The following is a 22786-nucleotide window of genomic DNA, read 5'->3' as shown; positions in this document are numbered from 1 at the left end:
GGGCTACTTGTTGGCCTTGCGCGCCCGGGAGGCCGTCTTGGCGCGGGCGTTGGCGTCGAGCACGACCTTGCGGATGCGCACCATCTCCGGCGTGACCTCGACGCACTCGTCCTCGCGGCAGAACTCCAGGCACTGCTCGAGACTGAGCCTCTTCGGCGGGATCAGTTTCTCGAAGTTGTCGGAGGTCGCGGACCGGATGTTGGTCTGCTGCTTCTCCTTGGTGATGTTGACGTCCATGTCGTCGGCGCGCGAGTTCTCGCCGACGATCATGCCCTCGTAGACCTCGGTGGCCGGCTCGACGAAGAGCACGCCGCGCTCCTGCAGCGACGTCATGGCGTACGCCGTCGCGGCGCCGGCGCGGTCGGCCACCAGCGAGCCGTTGTTGCGCGAGCGGATCTCTCCGGCCCAGGGGAAGTAGCCCTCGGAGATGTGGTGGGCGATGCCGGTGCCGCGGGTCTCGGTGAGGAAGTCGGTGCGGAAGCCGATCAGGCCGCGCGCCGGGACGACGAACTCCATCCGCACCCAGCCGGTGCCGTGGTTGGTCATGCCCTCCATGCGCCCCTTGCGGACGGCGAGGAGCTCGGTGATGGTGCCGAGGTACTCCTCGGGGGCGTCGATGGTGAGGCGCTCGAAGGGCTCGTGCAGCTTGCCGTCGATCTCGCGGGTGACGACCTGCGGCTTGCCGACCGTGAGCTCGAAGCCCTCGCGCCGCATCTGCTCCACGAGGATCGCGAGCGCGAGCTCGCCGCGGCCCTGCACCTCCCAGGCGTCGGGACGCTCGGTGGGCAGGATGCGCAGCGACACGTTGCCGATGAGCTCGGAGTCGAGGCGGTCCTTGACCAGGCGGGCGGTGACCTTGGAGCCCTTCACCTTGCCGACGAGCGGCGAGGTGTTGGTGCCGATGGTCATCGAGATGGCCGGCTCGTCGACGTGGATCAGCGGCAGGGCGACCGGGTTCTCGGCGTCGGCCAGGGTCTCGCCGATCGTGATGTCGGGGATGCCGGCGATGGCGACGATGTCGCCGGGGCCGGCGGACTCGCCGGGCTTGCGCTCGAGGCCCTCGGTGACGAGCAGCTCGGTGATGCGGACGTTCTTGACCTCGCCGTCGCGGCGCATCCAGGCCACGGTCTGGCCCTTCTTGAGCGTGCCCTGGTGGATGCGCAGCAGCGCGAGGCGGCCGAGGAACGGCGAGCTGTCGAGGTTGGTGACGTGGGCCTGCAGCGGCGCCTCGTCGTCGTACTGCGGCGCGGGGATGGTCTCGAGGATCGTCTTGAAGAGCGGCTCGAGGTCCGAGCCCTCGGGCATGGAGCCGTTCTCCGGCTGCTCGAGCGAGGCGATGCCGGCCTTGCCCGAGGCGTAGACGACCGGGAAGTCGAGCGCGTCCTGGCTGTGGCTGTCGTCCAGGAGGTCCATGAAGAGCTCGTAGGACTCGTCGACGACCTCGCTGATGCGGGCGTCGCCGCGGTCGGTCTTGTTGACGACCAGGATCACCGGCATGTCGGCGTTCAGCGCCTTGCGCAGCACGAAGCGGGTCTGCGGCAGCGGGCCCTCGGACGCGTCGACGAGCAGGACGATGCCGTCGACCATCGACAGGCCGCGCTCGACCTCGCCGCCGAAGTCGGCGTGGCCCGGGGTGTCGATGATGTTGATCGTCATGCCTTCGGGCGCAGACGGGCCGGTGTAGTGGACGGCGGTGTTCTTCGCGAGGATCGTGATGCCCTTCTCGCGCTCGAGGTCGCCGGAGTCCATGACCCGGTCGGCCACGCTCTCGGCCTGGTGCGCGGTGAACGCGCCGGCCTGGCGGAGCATCGCGTCGACCAGCGTCGTCTTGCCGTGGTCGACGTGGGCGACGATCGCGACGTTGCGCAGGTCGGATCGGGACTGGGTGGACATGCAGGAGCCTTCCGGGCGGAGAACGAGCGGCCAGCGGCCGGGCGCGGCCAGCACGGCCGCAGCGTGCCGAGTCTAGTGCGCGGGCCCCGAGATCCAGATTTCGTGACGACCGGCCGGGCGGTGCGTGGTGCAGGTTCTGCCGGCGGGGAAGGTGTCTCACGCACCGCCGCGGGCGGCGTTGCTGGGCCAGCGGTGCGTGGTGCAGGTTCTGGAGGTGCGAAACTTGCCTGACGCACCGCAGGGCGGCGTTGCCGGACCAGCGGTGCGTGGTGCAGGTTCTGCCGGCGGGGAGCGTGTCTCACGCACCGCGGCGGGCCCTGCCACCGGACCAGCGGTGCGTGGTGCAGGTTCTGCTGGCGGGGAACGTGTCTCACGCACCGCCGCGGGCGGCGTCACCGCACCAGCGGTGCGTGGTGCAGGTTCTGCCCGCCCGGAACCCGCCGCCACCCGCCCGGCCGATCCGCCCCCCAGGCCCTTCCCGCTGTCGGAGCAGGCGGGTAGACCTGTCCCATGACCTCTCGGGACCTCCGTACGGCTGCTCCTCACGACCCTCCGCGTCGGTGTGCCTTCATCCCTCCCTGGCTCGCCGAGCTCGTCGACGGGCCGCAGCAGGTCGAGCGTGACGAGGCGCTGCGGCGGGCGCGCGCGCAACGCGCCGCCCGCACCACCGCCGTGCCCACCGCCGGAGGTCCCGCGTGGACCGTCCACGACGCCGGCTCGGGCACCTCGCTCCCCGGCACGCCGGTCCGCCGCGCGGGCGAGCCGGAGACCGGCGACGTCGCCGTCGACGAGGCCGCCGACGGGATCACGGCGACCCTCGCGATGTTCGCCGACGTGCTCGGCCGCGACTCGCACGACGACGCGGGCGCACCGGTCAGCCTCACCGTGCACTACGGCTCGAGCTACAACAACGCCTTCTGGGACGGCACCCAGCTGGTCTTCGGCGACGGTGACGGCCGGGTGTTCGAGCGGTTCACCAAGCCCGTCGACGTGCTGGCCCACGAGTTCGCCCACGCCGTCGTCGAGCACACCGCCGACCTCGCCTACAGCGGCCAGTCCGGCGCGCTCAACGAGTCGGTGGCCGACGCTTTCGCCTCGTGCCTCAAGCAGCGTCTGCTCGGGCAGCAGGCCGCCGACGGCGACTGGCTCATCGGCGAGGGCATCTTCACGCCGGCCGTCCGGGCCCGGGCCCTGCGCGACATGGCGGCTCCCGGCACCGCCTACGACGACCCGGAGGTCGGCACCGACCCGCAGGTCGGCCACATGGACGACTACGTCGACACCACGGCCGACAACGGCGGCGTCCACCTCAACTCCGGCATCCCCAACAAGGCGTTCCAGCTCGCGGCCGTGGCCATCGGCGGCACGGCGGTCGAGGGGGCCGGACGCATCTGGTACGCCGCGCTCACCGGTGGCGACGTCCCGCCCGATGCCGACTTCGCGGCCTTCGCCGCCGCCACGGTCGCGGCCGCCGGGAGCCACGCGGACGCCGTGCAGGAGGCGTGGGCCCGGGTCGGGGTGGAGCCGGGCCGCCGTGGCGGGCAGCGCGCGGTCCACCCGCAGCCCCGCGGCCGGTTGCGCGTCGAGCGCAGCGGCGGCTTCGCCGGCCGCACCGAGTCCGCCGAGGTCGACCTCGCCACCGACGACCCCGACCTGGGCGACCTCGTCCAGCAGGCGGTGCTGTCGTCGCCGACGCACGACGCACCGCCGAAGCCCGACATGTTCGTCTACACGTTCACCGTCGACGGCGGTGCCCCGGTGCGGGTGCCCGAGCACCTGCTGACCGGAAGCCAGGCCGAGCTCGCCCGGCGCATCCTCGGGTCCGGCACGACGGAGGTCTGAGCGTGCGGGTCACGGTCGTCGAGGGCGACATCACCACCCAGCAGGTCGACGCCGTCGTCAACGCCGCCAACCAGGCCATGCGCGGCGGCGGAGGCGTCGACGGCGCCATCCACGCGGCGGGCGGGCCGGCGGTGCTCGAGGACTGCCGCCGGCGCTTCCCCGACGGCCTCGCCACCGGCGCCGCCGGGTGGACCACCGCGGGCGCCATGCCGGCGACCTGGGTGATCCACGTCGTGGGCCCCAACTGGCGCCGCGGCGAGCGCGACCGGTCGCTGCTGGTCTCGTGCTACGCCAACGCGCTGGCCGTGGCCGACGAGCTCGGCGCCCGCACGGTGGCCTTTCCCCTCGTGAGCGCCGGCATCTACGGATGGCCGCGGGAGGACGCCATCGCCGCGGCGGTCGAGACCCTGCGCTCGACGCGCACGTCGGTGGAGGAGGCCCGCATCGTCGCCTTCGGCCGGGCCGCCTTCGACGAGGTGGCAGCCGCGCTGGGGGCCTAGCCATCCCTGCGGGTGGCCGGACACCTGTGAAGCGTTCGCTAGGTTCGCCGCATGCCGCGACTGAGGCGTACGTTCCCCGACCAGCCCGGCTGGACCCGCCGCCGGTCCGGCAAGGGCTTCGTCTACCTCGACGAGCACGGCCAGCGCCTCGGTGCCGAGGAGGTGCAGCGCTGCAAGGACCTGGTCATCCCGCCGGCGTGGAAGGACGTCTGGATCACGCCGTACCCCAACGGCCACCTGCAGGCGGTCGGCACCGACGACGCCGGTCGGCGCCAGTACCTCTACCACCCGCAGTGGCGCAGCAGCCGCGACGCGGCCAAGTTCGACCGGATCCTCGGCTTCGGCAAGGCGCTGTCCAAGGCTCGCGAGCGGGTGCTGGCCGACATCGGCGCCGAAGGCATGTCCAAGGAGCGCGCCTGCGCGGTGGCGGTCCGTCTCCTCGACCTGGGCTACTTCCGCATCGGCAACGACGTCTACACCGACACCAACGGGTCGTTCGGCCTCACCACGCTGCGCAAGGAGCACGTCTCGCGCCACCGCGGCGGCATGCGGTTCTGCTTCGTCGGCAAGTCGGGCGTCGAGCACTGCATCGACATCGACGACCCCGCCGCCGTGGAGTCGCTCGACGTCATGCGGCGCCGTCGCGGGGGCGGCGACGAGCTGCTGGCCTGGAAGGACGGCAAGACCTGGCGTGACCTCTCGGCCGCCGAGGTCAACGACTACATCCGCAGCTGCTTCGGCATCGAGGCGACGGCCAAGGACTTCCGCACGTGGCACGCCACCGTCATCGCCGCGGCGGCCCTAGCCGAGACCTCCGAGCCGGGCACGACCAAGGCCTCGCGCAAGCGCGCCGTCTCGGGGGCGATGAAGGAGGTCTCGGAGTTCCTCGGCAACACGCCGACCCTGGCCCGGTCGTCGTACGTCGACCCGCGGGTCGTGGAGGCCTACGAGCGCGGCCGGACGATCAAGGTCAGGACGTCGTACGAGTCCGCCGACGCGCGGCAGGCGGCCCTCGAGCGAGCCGTGCTCAAGCTCCTCGCGGCCTGAGCACGACCCGCTCGGCGTCGCGGGCGGTCAGCTGTTCTCGACGACGAAGTCGATCGCCCGGGTGAGCTGCTCGACGTCGGCCGGGTCGACCGCGGGGTACATCGCGATGCGGAGCTGGTTGCGGCCGAGCTTGCGGTAGGGCTCGGTGTCGACGATGCCGTTGGCGCGCAGGGTGGCGGCCACCGCGGCGGCGTCGATGGCGTCGTCGAAGTCGATGGTGCCGATGACGAGCGAGCGGTCGGCCGGGTCCGCGACGTACGGCGTGGTGTACGCCGTGCGCTCGGCCCATCCGTAGAGCGCGTCGGAGGAGGCGGTGGTGCGTGCGACCATCCCCTCGAGGCCGCCCTGGCCGTTCATCCAGTCGAGCTGCTCCGCCATCAGGAAGAGGGTGGCGACCGACGGGGTGTTGTAGGTCTGGTTCTTCGAGGAGTTGTCGATCGCGGTCGGCAGGTCGAAGAACGGCGGCACGTAGCGGTCGCTCGCGGCGATCTCCTCGGCCCGCGCGAGGGCGCGCGGCGACATGAGCGCCACCCACAGGCCTCCGTCGGAGGCGAAGCACTTCTGCGGCGCGAAGTAGTAGGCGTCGACCTGGTCGAGGTCGACGGGCAGGCCGCCGGCGCCCGACGTGGCGTCGACGAGCACCAGGGCGTCGTCGTCCACGCCCACCGGGCGGCGTACGGGAGCCATCACCGCGGTCGAGGTCTCGTTGTGCGCCCAGGCGTAGGCGTCGACGCCCTCCTCGGCCACCGGCTCGGGACGCGATCCCGGGTCGCTGGCGATGACCGACGGGTCGGCGAGCCACGGCGCCTTCTTCGCCGACGTGGCGAACTTCGAGGAGAACTCGCCGAAGGAGAGGTGCTGGCTCCTCTCGCGGATGAGGCCGAAGCAGGCGATGTCCCAGAAGGCGGTCGCCCCGCCGTTGCCCAGCACCACCTCGTAGCCCTCCGGCACCTCGAAGAGCGCGGTCAGGCCCTCGCGGACGCGGCCGACGGTCTTCTTCACCGGCGCCTGCCGGTGGGAGGTCCCCATCAGCGACGAGCCCGTCGCGGCGAGCGCGTCGAGGTGGCTGGTCTGAATCTTCGACGGTCCGGCGCCGAAGCGGCCGTCGGCCGGAAGGAGCTCGGCGGGGATCTGCAGGGCGTCGGTCGAGGCGTCGGTCATGGAGGAACCTCACGTGGGGTGCGGAAGGGTGGTCCTGACGACGCTGTCAGCGGTCCCTATTGTGGCACCCGCAGGAGCCCGCTGTCCGAGGGGGACGAAGGATGAGCAACGCCAGGGTCGCAGCCGACCTCCGGATCGAACGGCTGCCGATCACCCATCCCGACGCGCAGCTGCTGGTCGAGGCCGTGCAGGAGGAGTACGTCGCCCGCTACGGCGGCCGCGACGAGTCGCCGGTCGACCCGGCGGACTTCGAGGACCCGGTCGGCCAGTTCTTCGTCGGCTACCTCGACGGCGCGCCCGTCGCCACCGGTGCCTGGCGGCGCAGCCCGGTCCGGGCGCTGGGAGCGGAGGTCACCGCCGAGGTCAAGCGGATGTACGTCGTGCCCGCCGCGCAGCGGCGCGGCCTCGCGCGGCGGATGCTGGCCCACCTCGAGGCGACCGCTGCCGCCGCCGGGATCGAGGCGCTCGTCCTCGAGACGGGCACCAAGCAGCCCGAGGCCATCGCGCTCTACCTCTCGTCCGGCTACGAGCCGGTGCCCGCCTTCGGCTTCTACGCCGACGCCCCGCTGAGCCGTACCTTCGGTCGCCGGATCTGACGGTGCCGGCGACGAGGCGCAGCGCGGCGGCGTAGCGTGGTGACCATGGCCCGGGGACTCATGCTCAACGACGCCGACTGCGGCTTCTGCATGCGCACCGCGCGGCTGGTCCCGCGACTCGGCGTCGACGTCGACAGCTCCACCGTCCAGGCCGCGGACCTCGCTGCGCTGGGGGTCGACCCCGAGCGAGCCGTGGTCGAGATGCCGTACGTCCATCCCGACGGCCGGGTGGACTACGGCCACCGTGCCTTCGCGGCGATACTCCGCACCGGCCCGGCGCCCTGGCGGCTCGTCGGCCGTCTGATGACGGTCTGGCCGGTCGACCCGCTCGCCCGTCGCGCGTACCACTGGGTGGCCGCCAACCGGGCCCGCCTCCCGGGTGGCACGCCGGCCTGCGAACTACAGCGCTGATGTTCGGCTGAACCCCTGACCCGCGCTCCCGGGACCTCGTACGGTCGCCGGGCACGTGTGGTCGGAGGAAGAGGTGGGGCGTCGCGATGCGAGCCACGAGGGGTGTCGTCGCACGGGTCGTGGGGACCGCCGCCCTGCTGGTGGCGCTGCTGCCGAGCGGGCCCGCGGTCGCGAGCGCCCAGGAGCCGGTTCGCCGCGGCACCGTCACGCCTTCGGCGCCGTACCTCCAGCCGGTGGAGCCGTACGCCGGCTACCAGCCGCAGACGACGTGCCGGCACAGCCCGCGGGCGGGCGTGCTCGCGCTGGCGGATTGGCTCGTCGCGCGCGGCGGTGGCTACGGTCCGATCAGCCGGTCGTGCGCGGGTTCGTCCACGAGCGAGCACAAGGAGGCGCGTGCCTTCGACTGGCTGCTCGACGCCCGCGACCCCGCGGACAAGGCGCTGGCGGCGGCGCTCCTCGACGAGGTCTTCGCGCCCGACGACACCGGTCAGACGCACGCGCTGGCCCGCCGGATGGGGATCATGTACATCATCTGGGACGACCGGATCTACGCCTCGTACGACGGCTTCGTCGCCGAGCGCTACCTCAGCTCCGGCTGCCGCAGCCGGCGGACGTGCTCGCCGACCCTGCGGCACCGCGACCACATGCACATCTCGCTGACCCGCAAGGGGGCGAGGGGCAGGACGTCGTGGTACGCCGCCCAGGTGCCGGCGGCGGCCGGCTGAGCCGTCCGCGGTGGACGCGCCGCGCGCGGTCGCACGTTGCGATCCCGTTCTAGTGTCGCGGCATGGACCTGTCCGGACTGCGCGAGGAGTACGGCCGGGGAGGCCTCGACCTGCCCGACCTGACCAACGACCCGATCGAGATGTTCGAGCGCTGGCTGCAGCAGTCGGTCGACGCCGGCCTGCACGAGCCCAACGCGATGGTCCTCGCCACGGCGACACCCGAGGGACGTCCGTCGAGCCGGATGGTGCTGCTCAAGGGCGTCGGTCCCGACGGTTTCGTGTTCTTCACCAACCAGGCCTCGCGCAAGGGCACCGAGCTCGCCGCGAACCCGCACTGCGCGCTGCTCTTCCCCTGGCACCCGCTCGAGCGGCAGGTGCGCGTCGAGGGGACGGCATCGCCGCTGGGCGCGGAGGAGGTGGCGGCCTACTTCCACTCGCGCCCGCGCGGGGCGCAGCTCGGCGCCTGGGCCTCGGCGCAGTCACGACCGGTCGCCTCCCGCTCGGCGCTCGCGGAGGCCTTCGCCCGCGCCGAGGAGCGCTTCGGCGGCGACGACCGGGCCGGCGAGGTCCCCGTCCCGCCCGAGTGGGGCGGCTACCGCGTGGTGCCGGACGTGCTGGAGTTCTGGCAGGGGCGGCGCAGCCGGATGCACGACCGCCTCGTCTACCGCCGCGCCGGCGCCGGCTGGGCGATCGAGCGCCTGGCTCCGTAGAGGTTGTATTTCGAATCCCCCGCTCAAGCGGGGGATTGCGAACTTCCGGTGGTCTGCACGCCCCCAGAAGTTCGCACAACCCCCGAGAAGTCCAGGCGTGCGGAAATGCGTTGAGCGGGGTCCGGCGCCGACGTACGCTCGAAGCACACAGAAGGGAGGTGATCCGAAGAATGAGTTCTTTTCGGATGAGTGAGGTGGCTGCCCGCTAGGCAGCCCGGTCCGCCGACAGCTGCCGGCGAATCCACTGCAGCCACCCGACCCGCAGGCTCCCGGCGTCATCCTCCGGGGCTCCTCCACCAGGAGCAGCAGGCCTGCGGGTCGCTGCATGTCCGGGTCCGCATGACGCCGCCGTCGTACGTCATGCGGACCCGCACCCATGCGTACGCCTTCGCATGACGCAGCCGCCCCTGCCCACCGGCCCGACCGCTCCCCAACGCCGACCGCCGCCCCGGCCGAGCCGGTGTGTGCCACCTCATGTGGGTACCGACTTGGCGCAGGCATGAGTCGCGCCTATGGTTGTGTACAACAACTATTGCGGTAAGCAACCAGAATCGAAGGCACGTAGTGACCCAAGCTCCCACCGTCAGCCCTGCGCCGTCCGGGCAGATGACCCACCGCGAGGTGCTCGAAGCACTCAGCGGGCTGCTCCTCGCGATGTTCGTCGCGATGCTCTCCAGCACGATCGTCAGCAACGCGCTGCCGACCATCGTCGACGACCTGAAGGGCAGCCAGACCGGCTACACCTGGGTCGTCGTCGCGACGATGCTCGCGATGACCGCGACCACCCCGATCTGGGGCAAGCTCGCCGACATGTTCAACAAGAAGACCCTCGTGCAGTCCGCGCTGGTGATCTTCTCCGTCGGCTCCCTGATCGCCGGCTTCGCGCCGTCGATGGAGGTGCTGATCGGCGCGCGCGTCGTGCAGGGCCTCGGCGTCGGCGGCCTGACCGCACTGGTCCAGGTCGTCATCGCCACGATGGTCTCGCCGCGCGAGCGCGGCCGCTACAGCGGCTACATCGGAGCCGTCTTCGCCCTCGCGACCGTGAGCGGCCCGCTCATCGGCGGCGTGCTCGTCGACACGGTGGGCTGGCGCTGGTGCTTCTTCGCCGGACTGCCCGTCGCCGCCCTCGCCTTCGTCGTGCTGCAGCGCACCCTGCACCTGCCGGTCGTCAAGCGCGAGGTGTCCATCGACTACCTCGGCGCCTTCCTGCTCGTCGGGGGCGTCTCGATCCTCCTGATCTGGATGTCCCTCGGTGGCCAGAACTTCGACTGGGTCTCCTGGACCAGCGGCGCCCTGCTGGTCGCCGCGGTGGTCGTGACCGCCCTGGCCGTCCACGTCGAGGCCAACGTCGCCGTCGACCCGGTGATCCCGCTGCGCCTGTTCCGTGAGCGCACCCTCACCCTTGCCACGATCGCGTCGGTGCTCATCGGGGTCGCGATGTTCGGCTCGACGGTCTACCTGAGCCTGTACTTCCAGCGCGCCAAGGACATGAGCCCGACGGAGGCCGGCCTGATGTCGATCTGCATGGTCGGCGGACTGCTCGTCTCGAGCATCGTGAGCGGCCGCGTCATCTCCGACACGGGCTTGTGGAAGCGCTGGCTCGTCGGCGGCATGGTCGCCGTCATCGCCGGGATCGGGTTGCTTGCCACGATCGACGCGGACACCCCGCTGTGGCGCACCGGTCTCTTCATGGCGGTCCTCGGCCTGGGCCTCGGCGCCACGATGCAGAACCTCGTCCTGGCCGTGCAAAACACCATCGCCCTGGCCGACATGGGCGCCGGCTCGTCGGTCGTCGCGTTCTTCCGCTCCCTCGGTGGCTCCATCGGCATCGCCGCGCTCGGGGCCGTGCTGGCCCACCAGGTCGCCGACGCCGTCGAGTCCGGTCTGACGAAGCTGCTCGCCACCCACCCGGAGTACGCCGCGGCGGTCTCGCACGACACCGGCGGCATCCCGGACGTCTCCGACCTGCCCGCCCCGGTCCGCGTGGTCTTCGAGAGCGCGTTCGGCGACGCGACCGGGCACATCTTCCTCGTCGCCCTGCCGTTCGCGATCGGTGCGCTCATCGCGGTGCTCCTCATCAAGGAGGTGCCGCTGCGCACCTCGGTGAAGCGCGACGACGAGCTCGCGGCCGAGATCTCCCCGGCCACCCCGCAGGCATGAGCGCCCGGTACGACGACCTCCGCCGCATCGAGTCCGAGGTCGGCACGCTCATCCGCCGCGTCAAGCGCGTGATGGGCGAGCGTGCCCGCGAGGTGCACCCCGACCTGCACCCGATGACGTTCCTCATCCTCACCCACCTGGCGAAGGAGGGGCCGATGCGCGGCGCCGACCTCTCCGACGCCTTCGGGATGGACAAGGGCGGCGTCAGCCGGCAGGTGCAGGCGCTGGTCGACCTCGGGCTCGTCGAGCGGCGGCCCGACGCCGAGGACCGACGGGCGATCCTGCTCGACGCGACCGAGGAGGGCCGCAAGCGGCTCGAGGTGATGCGCCGGCGCCGCAGCGACCGCTTCGACCAGCGGCTCTCAGGCTGGTCGGACGCGGAGGTCGAGCGGTTCGCCGACCAGCTGGCGGAGTACAACCGCTTCCTCTCCGACGACTGACCTCCGCCGGTACGCCGCCGCCCCGGGGACGGCGCCGCCCCCGAGGCCCGGCGTCATGCGGACCCGCACCCATGGGTGCCGGAACGCATGACGCAGAGCCGCGGGCGGCGGGCGTACGCCGGACGCCGAACGGGTCAGCGCAGCCAGACGGCCGTGTCGGCGGGCAGCCCGCCCTCGAGGGGACCGCTGGCGAGCAGCACCTCGCCCTCCGGCAGTCCGACGGCGCTGTCGCCGCAGTTGACCACGACGGTGAGCGGGCCGCGGCGGAAGGCGAGCACCTCCGCGCCGAGGTCCAGCATCTCGACCGCGTCGCCGGCCGTCCACGCGAACTCGCGCCGCAGCCGCAGCGCGCTGCGGTAGAACTCCAGCGTGGAGCCGGGGTCTCCGGTCTGCGCCTCGACGGTGAGCGCCGCCCAGTCCGCCGGCTGCGGGATCCACGGCTGGCCCGCCGCCGGGCCGAAGTCGTACGGCGGCTCGCTGCCGCCCCAGGGCATCGGCACGCGGCAGCCGTCGCGACCGACCTCGCCGGTGCGGAGGTACGACGGGTCCTGCCGGTGCTCGGGCGCGACGTCAACCTGCTCCAGGCCGAGCTCCTCGCCCTGGTAGAGGTAGCTCGAGCCGGGGAGCGCGAGCATGGCCAGCGTCGCGGCGCGGCCGCGGGCGAGGCCCTGCGCGCCGCCGCCGTAGCGGGTGACGTGGCGTACGACGTCGTGGTTGCTGAGCACCCACGTCGGCGACGCGCCCACCGGCGCGACCGCCGCCAGGGTGTCGGTGATGACCCCGGCGAACGCCTCGGCGGACCAGTCGGCCAGCAGCCAGGCGAAGTTGAAGGCCTGGTCGAGCTCGTCGGGGCGGACGAACGCCGCCATCGACTCCGGTGTCTGCGTCCAGGCCTCCGCCACGGCCATCCGGTCGGGGCCCGCCTCGTCGAGGACCTTGCTCCAGGACCGGTAGACCTCGTGCACCTCGGGCTGGTCCCACATCGGCTCGTCCTTGAAGTCGCGCTCCACCATCGAGTGCTCGGTGGTGGCGCCGGACGTCGGTCGCTCGTCCTCGCCCACCTCCTGGTCGCGCAGCGACGCCTCCTTGAACAGGCCGTGCGCCACGTCGACCCGGAAGCCGTCGACGCCGCGGTCGAGCCAGAAGCGCAGCACGTCCTCGAACATCGCCGGCACCTCTGGGTTGCGCCAGTCGAGGTCGGGCTGGGTGGAGTCGAAGAGGTGCAGGTACCACTGGCCGTCGTCGACCTGCGTCCACGCCGGGCCGCCGAAGACCGAGCTCCAGTTGTTGGGGAGCTCGCCCTCGGGGGCGTCGCGGAAGAGGTAGCGGGCGCGCTCCGGGCTCCCGGGGCCTGCCGCGAGGGCCGCCCGGAACCACTCGTGCTCCTCGGAGGTGTGGTTCGGGACGAGGTCGACGATCACCCGCAGCCCGAGCTCGTGCGCGCGCGCCAAGAGGTCGTCGGCGTCGGTGAGGCTGCCGAAGAGCGGGTCGACGTCGCGGTAGTCGGCGACGTCGTAGCCGTGGTCGTGCTGCGGGGAGGTGTAGAACGGCGTGATCCAGAGGGCGTCGACGCCGAGCTCGGCGAGGTGCGGCAGCCGCGAGGTGATGCCGGGCAGGTCACCGACGCCGTCCCCGTCGCTGTCGGCGAAGCTGCGGACGTAGACCTGGTAGACGACGGCGTTGCGCCACCACGACGTCGTTGGATCGTTCAAATCGGCCATGGACCCATCCTCTCAAAGGCCGGGGCCGACTGGTCAACCGCGGGCGGTGGGGGCCACGCCGCCGAACATCGCCGGGTCGACGGCGATCCAGGTGTGCTCGGCGGTGCCCACGACGCGGCCGTCGGCGTCGTACAGCGTCGAGGCCGTGTGCGTCTTGCGTCCGTCGTGGCCGCGGCCCTCGCCCACGACCACGTGCGGTTCGCCGATGACGGGCAGGTCGTCGACCCGCGTGGTCATCCGGCCGAGCACCATGAGGCGCTCGGTGAGGTCGCCCGCCCAGCCGCCGACGCAGTCCAGCGCCGCCCAGGTGGCGGCCACCGAGGCGCGCGGGTGCTCGTCGACGTACGCGTGCCAGTCCTCGCGCAGGCTCTCGTGCGGGGTCCAGGTGGCCGCGACGAGGTCGCCGCCGGGGCCCTCGCGGACGGGGCCGGGGAAGATGCGCAGGCCGTCGCCCTCCGCACGCGCCGTGCCGCAGGAGAAGCACGTCGGGAACGGGTGGAAGTCGTGCCCGGGGTACGCCGGCTCGGCGGCCGCTGCGGTGTGCGGGTCGACCGGCTCGACCTCGACGAGGGCGCGCTCGACCCGCTGGGCCGTCGCCACCGTCGCTCCGTCGTACGACGCGGTCGTCCCGGCCGGCCCGGCGGTGACGAGCAGGGGGGTGTCGAGGGGCGGCGGCTTGCGCAGCGACACCTCGATCGGCGGCCGGCTCGGGGACCGGTGCCCGGGGGCGTCGGCGTCCTCGAGGCAGGCGAGCGCCCCCGCCGTCCAGCCGCCGTTGCCGGAGTCCGGAGGGCCGCAGAAGCGCCGCGGCACGATCAGCTCGGTCACGGCCTCACTGTGCCATGCCACGGGTGCGCGCCGCAGTTGGCGGATGGGACACAATGACGACCGTGAGCGACCTGATCGACACCACCGAGATGTACCTCCGCACGATCTACGAGCTCGTGGAGGAGGGCATCGTCCCGCTGCGTGCGCGCATCGCCGAGCGCCTGCACCAGTCGGGGCCGACGGTGTCGCAGACCGTCGCCCGCATGGAGCGCGACGGGTTGCTCACCGTGGAGGGCGACCGCCACCTCGAGCTGACCGAGGAGGGCCGGCGCCTGGCCACCCGCGTGATGCGCAAGCACCGGCTCGCCGAGCGCCTGCTGACCGACGTCATCGGCCTCGACTGGGAGCTCGTGCACGCCGAGGCGTGCCGCTGGGAGCACGTGATGTCCGAGACCGTCGAGCGCCGGCTGCTCGACCTGCTCGACCACCCGACGGAGTCGCCGTACGGCAACCCGATCCCCGGGCTCGACGAGCTCGGCGACCAGGTGGGCGAGGAGTTCATGGACAACGTGGAGCCGCTGTCCGACGCCGCCGTCAGCGAGGACCAGCGCGTCCACGTCAAGCGGATCTCCGAGGAGATGCAGAAGGACGAGGACCTCATGGGCCTCCTGCGTCGCGTCGGCGCCCTCCCGGGCAAGACGGTCACGATCGCGCGCACCGACGAGGGCATCCTCATCGGGTCCGGCGGCGAAACCGCCGAGCTGGTGGTCGAGGCGGCCGAGCACATCTTCGTGCGCCGCTGAGCCACATCCGTCCCTTGTTCCCCCGCTTAGCCGGGGGAGTGTGAACTTATAGGGGCGTGCAGACCCCGATATGTTCGCAATCCCCCGCTTAAGCGGGGGATTTCAACGAGCCCCAACCGGGGCGCCCGGCGCCCGTACCTCCGCCAGCGCGACGAGGAACTCGCTGCAGCCGACCTCGAGCTTGTACGTCGCCAGCGCGTCGCCGCGGGTCTCGCCGCGGTTCACGATGACGATCGGCGTCCCCGTCGAGGCCGCCCGCTTGACGAACCGGAGGCCGCTCATCACGGTCAGGGACGAGCCGGCGACCAGCAGCGCGCCGTCGCGACCGAGCGCCTCGACCGCGGCGTAGCACCGCGCGACCCGGTCGGGAGGCACGTTCTCCCCGAAGAAGACGACGTCGGGCTTCAACGAGCCGCCGCACGGGCACCGCGGGACCACGAAGTCGCGGGTGTCGTCGAGGTCGACGTCGCCGTCGGGCCGCGACTCCACCCACCCGTGCCGCTCGAGCCAGCCCGGGTTCAGCGCGTCGAGCTCGCGCTCGAGGGCCGCCCGCGACGAGGTGGTGCGGCAGCCGAGGCAGACCACGTCCGCCACACGGCCGTGCAGGGCGACGACCGACCGCGCCCCGGCCGCCTCGTGGAGGCCGTCGACGTTCTGCGTGATCAGCAGCAGCGGGTCGATCGCGGCGAGCGCGCGGTGGCCGTCGTTGGGCAGGGCGCGCCCCATCCGCTGCCACCCCAGGTGGCTGCGCGCCCAGTAGCGCTGCTGGGCCTCGGGGGTGGCGACGAACTCCTGGTAGGTCATCGGCATCCGCGCGGGTGCTCCCGGGCCGCGGTAGTCCGGGATCCCGGAGTCGGTGGACAGCCCGGCGCCGGTCAGCGCGACCAGCGGGCGGGTGGCCAGCAGGTCGAGGACCTCGCCCGCGACGGGCCTGGGGGCTGCGAGGGTCACGCGTAGCGCGCCTGCGCCCGGGCGCGGGCCTTGGCGGCCTCGACCTCACGGTTCTTCGGCGGCGCCGACGTGACGAGGTCGGCGAGCAGGTGCTCGGTGATGTGGGCGATCTCCCTCACCGCGGCGTGGAACACCTCCTCGTTGGCCTGCGACGGCTTCGTCGTCCCGGCCACCTTGCGGACGTACTGCAGCGCGGCCGCGGTGACCTCGTCGGAGGTGGCGGGCGGCTCGAAGTTGTTGAGCGGTCGGATGTTGCGGCACATGCGACGAGCGTACGTCCGGTGGCGGCCGGGATTCGAGGGTCGCTGCGTGGCACCTCAGCCGGGCAGCGGGAGGAACGAGACGTCCCGGCCCGTCACGAGCACCACCTCGCCCGACGCCAGCGGCACGAGGCGCACGTCGGCCACGTCGCTGCCGTGCTCCACCTCGATCATCCGGTTGCGCATCGCGCCGTCGTCCAGCGTGAGCACCGAGACCCAGCCGGTGGTGCCGGTCCAGCCCTCGGAGACGACCGTCAGGGCGATCCGCCGGTCCGGCAGCCACGTGAACTGGCGAGGGTCGGTCGCGGCGCCGGCCTGGCTGTTCGGCGCGTAGCGCACCACGTCGATCTGGCGCGGCTCGGTGAGGTCGGTGACGTCGAACAGCGCCGCCTGGGCCCCCCGGGTGGTCCCGGACAGCGTCGCGTCCTGGCCCATGCCGATGAGGCGGTGCTCGCCGAGCGGGTGGAGGTACTCCGAGAAGCCGGGGATCTTGAGCTCGCCCAGCAACCGGGGCGCCGCGGGGTCGGAGAGGTCGACCGCGTAGAGGGGATCGACCTGGCGGAAGGTCACCACGATCGCGAGGTCGTCGAACCACCGGACCGACATGATCTGCTCGTCGACCCCGAGCCGGTCGACGCGGCCCTCCTCGACGAGGTCCGAGCCGTCCTCGCGCAGCGTCACGACCGAGTTGAAGTTGCCGGTCTCGCTGCTCGGCCCGACCGCCACCCGCAGCGAGCCGTCGACGGCGTCCATCGACCAGCGGTCGGCGATCGTGCCCGCGACCTCCCCGGAGGCGACGTACGTCGCGTCCAGGCCGTCGAGCGCGAAGGCGAACAGCGGCGTGGTCCCGCTGCCGGCGGGCACGGCGGGGCGGCACCCCATGCAGTCGGTCCATCCCCACAGGGGAGCGGCCGCCGCGAGGTAGAAGCGGTCGGTCGAGAAGTACGACACGTCCGAGTCGGTCGCCACGGCGGTCGTGGTGCGCGACGTCGGGTCCGCGGGGTCGAAGGCCAGCAGCGTGGTGGTGCCGAGCGCGACCTCGTCGTCCGGGATGGCGACGTCCTCGCAGGCGACGACCGGCTCGCCGTCGACCGTCGGCAGCCAGTCGGCGAGCGTGGTGTCACGCACGAGCGCGCGGTTGCGCAGCCGCGACCGGATCCCGCCGAACGCCCCGTCGGGGAAGGAGAAGCCGAGCTCGGGCAGGCGGTTCTGCAGCACGACCCGCACGACGTCGCCGTGCAGCCGCACGGCGGACGCGCGCCCGCGGATCGTCGTCGTGTCGACGACGGCCGGCGAGGTCGGGTCCGCGAGGTCGACGGTGGTGATGGTCGTCGTGAGCCCGTCCGCCGACGTCCCGAGGACCACCGCGCGTCCGTCGACGAGCACCAGCTCGCCACCCGGGTCGCCGGCCCAGCCCGTCGTGCCGCGGGCGTGGTCCATCGCGGTCGACGACAGGAGGCGCGGCGTCGTCCCGGCGACGTCGTACGCCACCAGCTCGCCGTCACGCAACCGCACCAGCAGATCGCCGGCGACCTTCACGACGTCGGACTCGTCGACGCCGACCTCCTGCACGTTCGTGCCGGTCCCGTTGCTGACGCTTCGCGAGGTCGTCACCGTGGAGCGCGCGCTCCCCGACGCGGCGGACGAGCTCGCGTCGGCACCGGCGGACTCGCCGAAGACCATCCCGTCGCCCCAGCCGTACGGGCCGACCTCGTCGAGCGCCCGGTCGACGTACGACGCGAGCAGCGCGTCGCAGCCGTCGGCGACGGTGAGGTCCGCGTTCGCGAGCACGAGCCGCGGCGAGGTCGGCGGCCCCCCGGGTCCGGCGTCGTCGCCGATCGCGTAGCCGAGCCCCGCGGCAGCGGCCAGGCCGGTGACGACGGCGATGCTGGTGACGGTCGTGCGCAGGCTCATGGGCATGGGACGGTCCGGTCCGGGCCGGGGTTCCGGCGGACCCGACCGCCGCACCCCGCGTGACACGATGGCGCGATGAGCGACGACCGCGCCCGCGACCTCGACATCGTCCTGTTCGGCGCCACCGGCTTCACCGGGGGCCTCACCGCCGACTACCTCGCCGCGCACGCCCCGGCGGGGCTGCGCTGGGCGATCGCGGGGCGCAACGCCGCCAAGCTCGAGGGCGTACGCCGCCGCCTGGGCGCCGGCGCGGCCGAGCAGGTCGAGGTGCTGGTGGCCGACTCCACGGACGCCGCCGCCCTGGCCGACATCGCGCGCCGCACCCGCGTCGTCGTGACCACGATCGGCCCCTACCTCGAGCACGGGGCCCCCCTCGTGGCCGCCTGCGCGGAGGCCGGCACCGACTACCTCGACCTCACCGGCGAGCCGGAGTTCGTCGACCGGATGTTCCTCGAGCACCACCGCACCGCCGAGCGCACCGGGTCCCGGCTCGTGCACGCCTGCGGCTTCGACTCGGTCCCGCACGACCTCGGGGCCTACTTCACCGTGCAGCAGCTGCCGGCCGACCAGCCGATCACGCTGCGCGGGGTCGTCCGCTCCGGCGGCACCTTCTCCGGAGGCACGTTCCACTCGGCGTTGAACCAGTTCGCGCGGGGGAAGGAGATGAAGAAGGCCCACGCCGCACGCCGGCGCGCCGAGGCCCGACCCGAGGGCCGGTCCTCGCGCGCGGTCGGCGGCAAGCCGCACCGCGACCCGGTGCTCGGCTACTGGTTGCTCCCGCTGCCGACGATCGACCCGATGGTCGTCGCCCGCAGCGGCGCCGCACTCGAGGCGTACGGCCCGCGCTTCCGCTACTCGCACTGGGCCGGCACGAAGACGCTGCGCTTCGCCGCCGGGGGAGCCCTGGGGGTCGGGGCGCTGGCGGCCGCCGCCCAAGTGGGACCGCTGCGCGAGCTGCTGCGGAGCAAGGTGCCGCAGGGCACCGGTCCCGACGAGGGCAAGCGCGCCCGGTCGTGGTTCACCGTCGACTTCGTCGGTGAGGGTGGCGGCCGGACGGTCCGCACCCGCGTCTCGGGCGGCGACCCGGGCTACACCGGAACGGCGAAGATGCTGTCGGAGGCGGCGCTCTGCCTGGCCCTCGACGACAACCCCGTGACCGCTGGGCAGGTCACCACGGCCCAGGCGATGGGCGACGCGCTGCTCGCGCGCCTCCAGGCGGCGGGGATCCGCTTCGAGACGGTCTGACGACGTCGGCGGGACGTCTCCGCGGCGCGCAGCGACGTCCCGGTCCGCCGGCCGATCGAGCGCCGGCGATCAGATCGAAGTCGGACCAATCCGTTCCGGCGCGGTGTGACGAACCCCACCCAAGGACGGATGCCGTGTCCGACCTTCGTCACCTAGGAGTCTCCATGAAGCATCGCAAGCTCTATGCCGGGATCGGGGGCCTCGTCCTCGCCAGCACCGCCGGCATCGCCGGGATCCAGGCCAGCAACGCCAACGAGTCGACCACGTCCTCGTCCGCTCGCGGGAACGTGCAGCTCGAGGCCAACCTGAAGTCGCTGAACGACTCGGGCGCCAAGGGTCGCGTCCACGCCGAGTTCAAGGGGCGCAAGGCGCGCGTCCACATCCACGCCCGTGGCCTCGCCAAGAACCTCCCGCACGCCCAGCACCTCCACTTCGGCGCCGACGCGCGCAACGAGTGCCCGAACGTCTTCGACGACGCCAACAACGACCACCGGCTCAACGTCGTCGAGGGCGTCCCGGACTACGGCCCGATCCTGAAGTCCCTGACCACCTCCGGCGACACCAGCCCCAAGAGCGGACTGGCCGTCGACCGCTTCCCGACCACCCCCAAGGGCGTCGAGAAGTACGAGCGGACCATCAACTTCGCCCCCGGTGCCGTGCTGCGCGCGATCAAGAGCGGCAAGGGCGTCATCGTGATCCACGGTGTCGACCACAACGGGAACGGGACCTACGACTTCGAGGGTGCGGGCGCGAGCGAGCTCGACCCGAGCCTGCCGGCCGAGGCCACCGACCCCGCCCTGTGCGGCGTCCTGCGCTGACCGACCACGCCACGCGGCCCCGCCCCGGTGATGCCGGGGACGGGGCCGTCGGCATGTCCCCCGCGTCGCATCCGGCTCGTCCGTCGGCACGCCGCGCCCTCGTCGGGCCGGCGCCCGGGCGACGTCGTAGGCCACGAGGTGCCCCAGGCAAGAGTCGAACTTGCGACCTTTCGCTTAGGAGGCGGCTGCTCTATCCACTGAGCTACTGGGGCGAGCCGGCGCAGCACGCCGGCGGGCACATCTTGTCAGCCGTCGCGTGATGAGGCGAATGCGTGGCTGCCGCTGGTGTCCGCGCCGTCGTCGAGGGCCGCGGCGACGGACACCACCAGCCCGCCGAGCATGAAGGCGACGATGGCGCCCGCGAGCGTCGGCGTCGAGAGGGCCGGGATGTGCCGCCGCGCGCCGCTGGCCGCGGGCGCCCCGTGGTACTCGTGGGTCAGGGCGTGGCCGCGTCCCCGCGCGAGCAGGTGGCGGTTGACGGGGTACGCGGCGACGAACGCGGCTGAGAGGGCGACCATCATGGCGACCCAGAACACCCAGTTCACCAGGCCGGCGTCCATGGCGCCGGGGATCAGGGCCATCACGGCGTTGTCGACGACCTCCATGGTCGCGATCGACAGGGTGTCCGCGGCGAGCACGACCGAGAGTGCCGCACCGAGCCCGAGCCCCGCCCTGAGCAGCGGCAGGGTCGAGAGCAGGTAGCCGAAGGCGAAGGCCAGCGTGACGGCCAGCGCGACGGTCCACCCGGTGCTCAGTCCGATCGCGGTGCCGATCATGAGTCCGGCGATCTCGCCGATCGCGCAACCGGTGAGGCAGTGCAGGGTGGCGCTGAGCGCCATCGCCCTCGTGCCGCCCATGGCCGCGTGGTCGTGGGCGGTCGCGTGGTGCGGGGCGGGGTGGCTCCCGTGGCTCTGGTCCGAGGGTGGGTCCGAGGGTGGGGAGTGGTGCTGGTGCGGTGTGGCGGCCATGGGACGTACCTCCGTCGTCGTGCGTGTGGGCCTGTCCTGACCACCATCTTATACCCCCCGGGGGTATTAGGCGAGGCGGACTGGTCCACCGCGACCACGCAGCGGCACGAGGCGCACCCGGTCTCGCGGACGGCTGGGAAGTTGCCGAAGTGAAGTAGATTTCCGTTCCGGTCAGTACGTCCCCCTGTCGAAGGTGAGCCCCGTGTCCGATGAGTCGCGCCCGGAGCCTCCTTCGAGCGCGCCCAAGCGCCGCGGCAAGGCCGCCCGCAAGCACACCGTGGGGCGGGTCGTCCTGATCAGCGCGGTCGTGCTGGCGCTCATCACCGGTCTCAGCACGGTGTACTTCATCCGCCACCTCAACGGCAACATCGAGGGCATCTCGCTCGAGGAGCTCGGCGACGACCGTCCCGAGGAGGTCTACAGGGGCAACGGCGAGCCGCTCGACATCCTCGTCATGGGGTCCGACTCTCGCGAGTGCGAGGGCTGCGACATCGACGCCGAGGGTGGCGGCGGCTCCGACACCACCATCCTCGTGCACCTGTCCGCCGACCGCAGCCGGGCGTACGCCGTCTCGATCCCGCGCGACTCGATCGTCGACCGGCCCGAGACGGGGTGCGACTCCGGCGGCACCGACGTCATGTGGAACGAGGCGTTCCAGAGGGGCGGCCCGGTCTGCACGCTGGCCCAGGTGGAGCAGAACACCGGCATCCGGGTCGAGCACTTCGTCGTCGTCGACTTCGCCAGCTTCGGATCCATGGTCGACGCGGTCGGCGGCGTGCCGGTGTGCGTGCCCGAGGACATCGTCGACCGCGAGCACCAGATCTTCGTGCCGAAGGGCAACCCGTCCGTGCTCACCGGCGACGAGGCGCTGGACTACGTGCGCGCCCGCTACGTCGGCGAGCAGCTCCAGCAGAACGACATCTCGCGCATCCGGCGCCAGCAGGAGTTCATCGGCGCCCTCGTCCGCGAGGTGATGTCGGCCGGCACGCTCACCCGCCTCGACAAGGTCGTCCGGTTCCTCGACGCCGCCACCAACGCCCTGCAGACCGACGAGGAGTTCGCGTCGGTGACGCGGCTGGGCAAGGTGGCCATGCAGCTGCAGGGCATCGGTCTCGACAAGGTCAGGTTCGTCACCCTGCCGACCGAGTACTACTCCCGGGACTCCGAGTTCTGGGGCAAGGTCTACTGGACCGAGGACGCGGAGAAGATCTGGGACCTCGTCGCCCAGGACAAGCCGCTGCCGGCCAAGCTGATCGGCGACACCTCGGTCAGCGCCGAGGGCCCGCCCGGCTCGTCGCCGAGCCCCAGTGCCGGCTCCTCGGAGACCCCGGACGCCGGCGAGAGCGAGTCGCCCTCGGCCACCGAGTCGCCCGCCACGCCGGAGACCCCGACCGACACCGCCTCGCCGAGCGACACGGCCACTCCTGAGGCGCCCGAGACGACGAAGCCCGACCCCGTCCCCGGGATCTGCGCGTGAGCCCTGCCGACGACGCCACCTCCCCGGCCGCCGAGCGGGAACCGGAGTGGAAGCGCCGGCGCCGCCTGGCCGCCGTCTTCGGCGACGGCGTGCCCGAGCAGACCAGCGACGACCGCGACGACCGCGAGGATCGCGCCGGCAAGGGCGACGACTGGTACCGCGAGCAGGTCCCGCCCCACCACGGGTAACGCCCTGTCCCACCAGGGGTGACCCGCCCCGTCCCACCACGGGTAACGCCCCGAAGTGAGCACTCCCGCCAGCACTGGTGGGGGCGGGAGTGCTCGTTTGGTGGCGTTACCGGGACGCGGGCGCGGGCGCGGGCAGGCGACTGGTATCGCGAGCAGGTCCCGCCCACAACGGGTAACGCCCTGACGTG

22 protein-coding genes and 1 tRNA gene are annotated in these 22786 nt (G+C 72.6%); 14 read left to right on the top strand and 9 right to left on the bottom strand.

Features of this window, described 5'->3' with window-relative positions; all coding sequences use genetic code 11:
- Positions 1-3: 3 nt before the first annotated feature.
- Entirely contained in the window at positions 4-1893 is a 1890-nt protein-coding gene (gene typA / locus J3P38_RS05850) for a translational GTPase TypA (protein ID WP_210502952.1), read from the bottom strand.
- A gap of 510 nt (positions 1894-2403) precedes the next feature.
- Between typA and J3P38_RS05845 the strand changes: the two genes are divergently transcribed.
- The 3 genes from J3P38_RS05845 to J3P38_RS05835 are packed head-to-tail and all read left to right on the top strand — an operon-like array spanning position 2404 to position 5282.
- Entirely contained in the window at positions 2404-3735 is a 1332-nt protein-coding gene (locus J3P38_RS05845) for a protealysin inhibitor emfourin (protein WP_210502951.1), read from the top strand.
- A gap of 2 nt (positions 3736-3737) precedes the next feature.
- Entirely contained in the window at positions 3738-4235 is a 498-nt protein-coding gene (locus J3P38_RS05840; protein ID WP_210502950.1) for an O-acetyl-ADP-ribose deacetylase, read from the top strand.
- A gap of 51 nt (positions 4236-4286) precedes the next feature.
- Positions 4287-5282 carry a DNA topoisomerase IB gene (locus J3P38_RS05835; protein ID WP_210502949.1) on the top strand — a complete coding sequence of 332 codons (996 nt, stop codon included), beginning with the start codon at positions 4287-4289 and terminating at the stop codon, positions 5280-5282.
- A gap of 27 nt (positions 5283-5309) precedes the next feature.
- Here the strand turns inward: J3P38_RS05835 and serC are convergent, their stop codons facing one another.
- Positions 5310-6443 carry a phosphoserine transaminase gene (gene serC, locus J3P38_RS05830; RefSeq protein ID WP_210502948.1) on the bottom strand — a complete coding sequence of 378 codons (1134 nt, stop codon included), beginning with the start codon at positions 6441-6443 and terminating at the stop codon, positions 5310-5312.
- A 101-nt stretch (positions 6444-6544) separates the two neighbouring features.
- Between serC and J3P38_RS05825 the strand changes: the two genes are divergently transcribed.
- The 6 genes from J3P38_RS05825 (at position 6545) to J3P38_RS05800 (ending at position 11485) form a co-directional block, all read left to right on the top strand.
- Entirely contained in the window at positions 6545-7039 is a 495-nt protein-coding gene (locus J3P38_RS05825; RefSeq protein WP_210438888.1) for a GNAT family N-acetyltransferase, read from the top strand.
- Between the two features lie 45 nt (positions 7040-7084).
- Positions 7085-7450 carry a thiol-disulfide oxidoreductase DCC family protein gene (locus J3P38_RS05820; RefSeq protein ID WP_210502947.1) on the top strand — a complete coding sequence of 122 codons (366 nt, stop codon included), beginning with the start codon at positions 7085-7087 and terminating at the stop codon, positions 7448-7450.
- 86 nt (positions 7451-7536) lie between these two features.
- The gene (locus J3P38_RS05815) at positions 7537-8175 is read left to right on the top strand and encodes a hypothetical protein (RefSeq protein ID WP_210502946.1); all 639 of its coding nucleotides are present in this window, start codon (positions 7537-7539) and stop codon (positions 8173-8175) included.
- Positions 8176-8237: 62 nt separating this feature from the next.
- Complete coding sequence (pdxH, locus tag J3P38_RS05810) at positions 8238-8885, top strand: pyridoxamine 5'-phosphate oxidase (protein WP_210502945.1); 648 nt, start codon at positions 8238-8240, stop codon at positions 8883-8885.
- Between the two features lie 564 nt (positions 8886-9449).
- Positions 9450-11045: an MDR family MFS transporter gene (locus J3P38_RS05805; protein WP_307807741.1), complete on the top strand. Its 1596-nt coding sequence runs from the start codon at positions 9450-9452 to the stop codon at positions 11043-11045.
- Positions 11042-11485, top strand: coding sequence for a MarR family winged helix-turn-helix transcriptional regulator (locus tag J3P38_RS05800; protein WP_210438883.1), 444 nt, complete (start codon positions 11042-11044; stop codon positions 11483-11485). Before J3P38_RS05805 ends, J3P38_RS05800 begins: the two co-directional genes overlap by 4 nt.
- A gap of 134 nt (positions 11486-11619) precedes the next feature.
- On the opposite strand, the gene J3P38_RS05795 is transcribed toward J3P38_RS05800, so the two are convergent.
- Positions 11620-13206 (bottom strand): glycoside hydrolase family 13 protein, encoded by a 1587-nt coding sequence (locus J3P38_RS05795; RefSeq protein WP_210502943.1) that lies wholly within the window; start codon positions 13204-13206, stop codon positions 11620-11622.
- 33 nt (positions 13207-13239) lie between these two features.
- On the bottom strand, positions 13240-14034 hold the full coding sequence (locus J3P38_RS05790) for a hypothetical protein (RefSeq protein WP_210502942.1): 795 nt from the start codon (positions 14032-14034) through the stop codon (positions 13240-13242).
- A gap of 62 nt (positions 14035-14096) precedes the next feature.
- On the opposite strand from J3P38_RS05790, the gene J3P38_RS05785 reads away from it, so the two are divergent.
- Positions 14097-14777 (top strand): metal-dependent transcriptional regulator, encoded by a 681-nt coding sequence (locus J3P38_RS05785; protein WP_210438880.1) that lies wholly within the window; start codon positions 14097-14099, stop codon positions 14775-14777.
- A gap of 102 nt (positions 14778-14879) precedes the next feature.
- Here J3P38_RS05785 and J3P38_RS05780 read toward each other — a convergent pair whose 3' ends face one another.
- The 3 genes from J3P38_RS05780 to J3P38_RS05770 are packed head-to-tail and all read right to left on the bottom strand — an operon-like array spanning position 14880 to position 17902.
- Positions 14880-15728, bottom strand: coding sequence for a Sir2 family NAD-dependent protein deacetylase (locus J3P38_RS05780; RefSeq protein ID WP_210438879.1), 849 nt, complete (start codon positions 15726-15728; stop codon positions 14880-14882).
- Positions 15725-15991, bottom strand: coding sequence for a DUF2277 domain-containing protein (locus tag J3P38_RS05775; protein ID WP_210502941.1), 267 nt, complete (start codon positions 15989-15991; stop codon positions 15725-15727). The genes J3P38_RS05780 and J3P38_RS05775 overlap by 4 nt, the downstream gene beginning before the upstream one ends.
- 54 nt (positions 15992-16045) lie before the next feature.
- Positions 16046-17902 carry a beta-propeller domain-containing protein gene (locus J3P38_RS05770; protein ID WP_210502940.1) on the bottom strand — a complete coding sequence of 619 codons (1857 nt, stop codon included), beginning with the start codon at positions 17900-17902 and terminating at the stop codon, positions 16046-16048.
- Positions 17903-17977: 75 nt separating this feature from the next.
- Between J3P38_RS05770 and J3P38_RS05765 the strand changes: the two genes are divergently transcribed.
- Both J3P38_RS05765 and J3P38_RS05760 read left to right on the top strand, forming a co-directional pair.
- Positions 17978-19147, top strand: coding sequence for a saccharopine dehydrogenase family protein (locus tag J3P38_RS05765; RefSeq protein ID WP_210502939.1), 1170 nt, complete (start codon positions 17978-17980; stop codon positions 19145-19147).
- Between the two features lie 164 nt (positions 19148-19311).
- Positions 19312-19965 carry a hypothetical protein gene (locus J3P38_RS05760; protein ID WP_210502938.1) on the top strand — a complete coding sequence of 218 codons (654 nt, stop codon included), beginning with the start codon at positions 19312-19314 and terminating at the stop codon, positions 19963-19965.
- 139 nt (positions 19966-20104) lie between these two features.
- On the opposite strand, the gene J3P38_RS05755 is transcribed toward J3P38_RS05760, so the two are convergent.
- A tRNA-Arg gene (locus tag J3P38_RS05755) sits at positions 20105-20177 on the bottom strand.
- 33 nt (positions 20178-20210) lie between these two features.
- Positions 20211-20933 carry a DUF4396 domain-containing protein gene (locus J3P38_RS05750; RefSeq protein WP_246855634.1) on the bottom strand — a complete coding sequence of 241 codons (723 nt, stop codon included), beginning with the start codon at positions 20931-20933 and terminating at the stop codon, positions 20211-20213.
- Positions 20934-21135: 202 nt separating this feature from the next.
- Between J3P38_RS05750 and J3P38_RS05745 the strand changes: the two genes are divergently transcribed.
- Together J3P38_RS05745 and J3P38_RS05740 are read left to right on the top strand one after the other, a co-directional pair.
- Positions 21136-22410, top strand: a complete 1275-nt coding sequence (locus J3P38_RS05745) for an LCP family protein (RefSeq protein WP_210438874.1) — start codon at positions 21136-21138, stop codon at positions 22408-22410.
- A complete protein-coding gene (locus tag J3P38_RS05740) occupies positions 22407-22598 on the top strand; it encodes a hypothetical protein (RefSeq protein WP_246855633.1) in 192 nt (63 codons plus the stop codon). The genes J3P38_RS05745 and J3P38_RS05740 overlap by 4 nt, the downstream gene beginning before the upstream one ends.
- Positions 22599-22786: the final 188 nt, after the last annotated feature.

Origin of the sequence: Nocardioides xinjiangensis, from assembly GCF_017916455.1 — a bacterium.
Classification (GTDB): domain Bacteria; phylum Actinomycetota; class Actinomycetes; order Propionibacteriales; family Nocardioidaceae; genus Nocardioides; species Nocardioides xinjiangensis.
The sequence above is the reverse complement of the archived record's forward strand: the minus strand, read 5'-3'. Positions and strand labels throughout refer to the sequence as shown.